Origin of the sequence: Propionivibrio sp. (assembly GCF_016790145.1) — a bacterium.
Taxonomy (GTDB): Bacteria; Pseudomonadota; Gammaproteobacteria; order Burkholderiales; family Rhodocyclaceae; genus Propionivibrio.
On sequence record NZ_JAEUOI010000179.1, the window covers coordinates 1 to 3,475 of the forward strand.

4 protein-coding genes are annotated in these 3,475 nt (G+C 59.1%); 2 read left to right on the forward strand and 2 right to left on the reverse strand.

Going from position 1 to position 3,475, the window contains the following annotated elements; all coding sequences use genetic code 11:
- Positions 1-137: 137 nt before the first annotated feature.
- Both JNM42_RS14945 and JNM42_RS14950 read right to left on the reverse strand, forming a co-directional pair.
- Positions 138-590 (reverse strand): pyridoxamine 5'-phosphate oxidase family protein, encoded by a 453-nt coding sequence (locus JNM42_RS14945; protein WP_294271804.1) that lies wholly within the window; start codon positions 588-590, stop codon positions 138-140.
- 232 nt (positions 591-822) lie between these two features.
- A complete protein-coding gene (locus tag JNM42_RS14950; protein ID WP_294271807.1) occupies positions 823-1,167 on the reverse strand; it encodes a hypothetical protein in 345 nt (114 codons plus the stop codon).
- A gap of 83 nt (positions 1,168-1,250) precedes the next feature.
- On the opposite strand from JNM42_RS14950, the gene JNM42_RS14955 reads away from it, so the two are divergent.
- Both JNM42_RS14955 and JNM42_RS14960 read left to right on the forward strand, forming a co-directional pair.
- Positions 1,251-2,411: a UbiH/UbiF family hydroxylase gene (locus tag JNM42_RS14955; protein WP_294271810.1), complete on the forward strand. Its 1,161-nt coding sequence runs from the start codon at positions 1,251-1,253 to the stop codon at positions 2,409-2,411.
- Positions 2,412-2,533: 122 nt separating this feature from the next.
- Positions 2,534-3,259 carry a DsbC family protein gene (locus JNM42_RS14960; protein ID WP_294271815.1) on the forward strand — a complete coding sequence of 242 codons (726 nt, stop codon included), beginning with the start codon at positions 2,534-2,536 and terminating at the stop codon, positions 3,257-3,259.
- Positions 3,260-3,475 lie beyond the last annotated feature (216 nt).

The following is a 3,475-nucleotide window of genomic DNA, read 5'->3' on the forward strand; positions in this document are numbered from 1 at the left end:
CTGATATGCTAAATGTATATAATTGCCGTTGATCGAAACAAACCGGACAGCGCGACGTGGAATGAGCGACAAAATCAATGACTAATGAGAACTGCAAGGCGGAGCGCTCGACAAAAAACGGGGTTTTCGGTCAGACACTAATTACCGATACGCCATTGGAGTACTTTCTGAAAGCGTGAAACCAGCAGGTAAGAATTGATCTTCACACGCACGATGGCGCAGGAGGGAGAGGCGGCGAATTCAGCCAGATAGGGATGGCGGGCGAGATACAGGTCGAGCAGGAGGGTGCCACTCTCGGCGTCAACTTCCTCCGCTTCCCCGATCGCCGTTACCGCCACCGAATCCTGCGTATCCGAACCCTTGTTTTCGCGATTATCGATCAGCAGGGCAACCCGGGAGTTGGCCTTGAGATTGGCGAACTTGCGCGTAGCCCGCTCGGTCAGTACCACGATTTGCCGCAGGTCCTCTGCGGCGGAAAAAGCCATCAGGCTGGTAAACGCTTGTTCGTGCTCGCTGGTTGCCAGAACGGCATAACGCTGAGAACGGAAAAGCTCTTGCAGCAGCGGCTGAATCTCTACGTCAGTGCTCATCTCTTCCCTGCCTGAAGCTAAAAATGTGTCAGGTTACAAGCTCCAGTCGCCAGCACGCAAGCCGGATGCCCGACGTTACCCGGTAGTGGCCTAAGCGGCATAGTGTCCGGCTCGCTACATTTACTCCCTGGAAAGCGAAGTAAGGTACGACCAGTGTACATTGCCAGCGCACAGGTCACCGAGTCGGTTGCCTCAAGCAGCAGATGGTGAGTGTGAGGCAGCACAGCGTTCGCTAAACGCCACCGACCAACTCACCCACATAGCCGCGCCGGCCTCGCCTGAGCAGCTTCTGCAGTTGGCGCTCGGCCTCGCTACGCGTTGCATAACACGGTTCAGGAAAAGCATTGCACGCGGCCCATCGCCCTTCCGGGGTGCGCAGCGCGGCGACACTTCGACCGCCATCGACGGTAGCCATGACGCAGTGCGATTCTTTGCTGCGCCAGCTCGCAGCCACCAGATCCATCGCTTCTTCGCGTGGTATGCAAAGCGCAACCAGCGCGTCAATCGGCGAATCGCATTCGACGCAGAGGATGGCCGGGAAGTAGCGGCGCGCAAGGAGTTTTTCACTTGATTTCATGGCAGGCAACTTCTAACACGCGCTGCCGCGCTTGTAAAACGCCAGCGCGACAGTGCACAATCGCGGCTTGACGGAGTTTTTCGATGCCATTTGATGTTGTCATTGTTGGCGGGGGCCTGGCAGGGCTCGCGCTGGCCTGTGCCCTGCGCGAGACGCGCCTGAAAATCGCCCTCGTGGAAAGTCACGTCCCGACACCTGCAGCAGGCTGGGATGTGCGCGTCTATGCGATCAGCCCGGCCAACGCCGGCTTCCTGCAGAAAATCGGCGCCTGGAAGCACCTCGATGCCGAACGCATAGCGCCCATCTACGCCATGAAAATCCTCGGCGATGGCGGCGCACAGCTCGATTTTTCGGCCTATCGGACGGGCGTTGCCGAACTCGGCTGGATTCTTGAATCGTCGCTTATGGCCTGCGAACTGTGGGAAAGCGTCAAACGGCAAAGCAACCTCACCCTGCTTTGTCCTGCCGCACCCCACGCTGTCGAGATGGGGCAGGACGCTGCCGTACTGACGTTGACGGATGGCCAGACGCTAGCGACAAAATTGCTGGTCGGCGCCGATGGCCGTGACTCGTGGGTACGCGAGGCCAGCGGCCTGCAGGCCATCACGACGCCCTATGGCGAAATGGGGCTGGTGGCCAACTTCGAATGCGAATGCCCGCATCGCGGCATGGCTCGTCAGTGGTTCCGCGACGACGGCGTCCTCGCCTGGCTGCCGCTGGCCGGAAATCGTATCTCGATCGTCTGGTCGACACCCGATCCCCACGCACAAGCGCTGCTGGCGCTCGCCCCGGATGAACTGTGCACCCGGGTCGCCGAAGCGGGAAATTACGAACTGGGCAAGCTGACGCCGCTGACAGCGGCAGCCGCTTTCCCGCTGCGCCTGATGCGAGTGCCACACACCGTTGCGCCACGGCTGGCACTGATCGGTGACGCCGCGCACGCAATTCACCCGCTGTCCGGCCACGGCATCAACCTCGGCTATCAGGATGCCAGGGCACTCGCCGAGCTGCTGGCCGCGACACCCGAGTGGCAGGACATCGGCAGCGAACGCCTGCTCCGTCGCTACCAGCGTGAACGGCGCGAAGAAATCCTCCTGCTGCAGTACACAACTCATACACTACGCCTGCTTTTTCGTGAGAGACTGCCGGGGTTAAAACCCTTGCGCAACATCGGAATGAATCTGACCAATGCCCTGCCGCTCGTCAAGAACCTGCTCGTACGCTACGCGATAGGCATCATTTGAGCGCAGCCGGGAATGACTCAGGCGGGCGCCACACGCAAGCCCTCGCCCGCCCTCCTGCCCGGAGGCGAATCGAGAGTTGTCGGCGCGACTTTTTCGAAAACGTGTTCAAACGGAGAAATGCCATGCTCAAAAAACGCTCGCTGCCAGCCCTGTCTGCCACACTGCTGAGTGCCCTGCTTAGCCTGCCCGCCCTGGCGGATGAGGCCAGCGTGAAAAAAGCGGTCGAAGCCAAACTCGGCACCAAGGTCAGCAGTGTCACCAAAACACCCTACCTCGGGCTTTACGAAATCTACGCCGACGGGCAGATTCTCTACACCGACGAGAAGCTCACCGCGCTCTTTGCCGGCACGCTGATCGACGGCAAGACGATGAAGAACGTCAGTGCCGAGCGCATGCAGAAGCTGACAGCGATCAATTTCTCCGAGTTGCCGCTTGAACTTGCGGTCAGGCAGGTGCGCGGTAACGGCAAGCGCGTAATGGCAAGTTTCGAGGATCCGAACTGCGGCTATTGCAAAAAACTGGCAAAGGAAATAAGCAAGCTCGACAACATTACCCTCTACACCTTCCTGCTCCCGATCCTCTCGCCCGATTCACTGGAAAAGTCCAAGCAGATCTGGTGTTCAGCCGACAAGGCCCGGGCCTGGAACGAGTGGATGCAGGACGGCAAGGCGCTGACCGGCAAGGGGGATTGCGACACCAGTGCGGTACAAAAAACGGTTGAACTTGGTCGCAAACTGGGCATCACCGGTACCCCGACGCTCTTTTTTGCCGACGGCGAACGCGTCCCCGGCGCCGTACCGATGGCGCAGATCGAGAAGAAACTCGAGCAAGCGATGGTCAGCAAGTAAAAAACGGCATTACCTGAAAAAAAAGGGGCGCCGGCTGCGCCCCTGGTGTTTCAGGATCGGCTTCTACTTGTTTTCATTCTCCAGCGCTTTGGTCGTAATTTCGCGATAGAGGGCCATCATCCGTGCCGCCAGATCCTGATACTCGGGGTGGCGCACCAGCAGCGGCTTCAGTTCATTGCTATCGGCAAATACCCCTTCCAGAAATTCGATATCCAG